Raw genomic sequence first — 1413 nt, forward strand, 5'->3', positions numbered from 1 at the left:
GTCAAGTCCCAGGTAGTGGTGTAGCGCTGCGTGACCCTTTCGGGGTCAGGCGGTGAGTGCTGGGAGGTCCTCCTTGTCGATGTCGGCGTTGCTGGCGGGGACGATGTGGATGCGGGACTTGGTGAGGATCTCCAGGCCGAGGTAGCGGCGTCCTTCGGCCCATTCGTCGCTCTGTTCGGCCAGGACGGCGCCGACGAGACGGATGATCGCGTCGCGGTTGGGGAAGATCCCAACGCTGTCGGTGCGGCGGCGGATCTCGCGGTTGAGACGTTCGTTGGGGTTGTTGGACCAGATCTGTTGCCAGAGCCCTTCGGGGAAGGTCGCGAACGCGAGAATGTCCTCACGGGCGCCGGCCAGGTGTTCGGCGACGTCGGGGAGCTTGTCGTCGACGTAGTCGATGAGCCGGTCGAACTGGGCGGTCACCGCTGGTGCGTCGGGCTGGTCATAAACGGAGTGGAGCATCGCTTTGACCGCTGGCCACATGCTCTTGGGTGTCACCGACATCAGGTTGAACGCGTAGTGGGTGCGGCACCTCTGCCACGCAGCTCCGGGTAGATTCGCAGCGATCGCGTCTTTCAACCCGGCGTGGGCATCTGAGGTCACGAGCCGAACGCCTGTGAGGCCGCGGGCGACGAGGTCGGCGAAGAACGTGTTCCACGCAGCCCCAGTCTCGGATGTGGCGACCCGCAGGCCGAGGACTTCTCGGCGCCCGTCAGCGTTGACGCCAGTTGCCACGAGCACGACCGAGGCAACGACGCGGCCGCCTTCTCGGACCTTCATCGTCAACGCGTCGGCCGCGACGAACGTGAACGGGCCGGCCTCGCCGAGTGGTCGGTGGCGGAACTCATCAACGGTCTGGTCGAGGTCGGCTGCCATCCGCGAGACCTGCGATTTGGACAGGCCAGTGATCCCCAACGTCTTGACGAGCTTGTCCATCCGTCGCGTGGACACGCCAGCGAGATAGCAGTCAGCCACGACCGTGATCAACGCAGCTTCAGACCGTTTGCGGCGCTCGAGCAGCCAGTCCGGGAAGTAGGACCCGGACCGCAGTTTGGGGACGGCAACATCGACCGTGCCGACGCGGGTGTCCAGGGGCCGGTGCCGATAGCCGTTGCGCTGAGCGACACGACCAGGATCAGGTCGGCCGTACTCGGCCCCGACCACCGAGTCGGCGTCGGCTGAGAGCAGGGCGTTGATCATCGTCTGCAGCAGATCCCGCATCAGATCTGGGGAAGCGTCGACCAGGGCTTCGCCAAGTAGGCCAGCAGGGTCGACAATGTGTGGAGCGGTCATCGTGTGTCCTCTTCAAGGTGGTTGTGAGAGATCTCTTGAAGGATCACGCGGTGGCCGCGTCTATGTCCATCCAGGTGATGAACTCGGCAACCGCGCTACACCACTATCGGGGACCTAACT

The 1413-nt window shown here is 64.5% G+C and carries 1 protein-coding gene; it reads right to left on the reverse strand.

What is annotated here, in order from left to right; translation table 11 throughout:
• Nucleotides 1–45: 45 nt before the first annotated feature.
• The gene (locus ACHAA3_RS16795) at nucleotides 46–1293 is read right to left on the reverse strand and encodes an IS256 family transposase (protein ID WP_435710244.1); all 1248 of its coding nucleotides are present in this window, start codon (nucleotides 1291–1293) and stop codon (nucleotides 46–48) included.
• Nucleotides 1294–1413 lie beyond the last annotated feature (120 nt).

It is taken from the genome of Aeromicrobium sp. CF3.5 (genome assembly GCF_051262695.1).
Taxonomy (GTDB): Bacteria; Actinomycetota; Actinomycetes; order Propionibacteriales; family Nocardioidaceae; genus Aeromicrobium.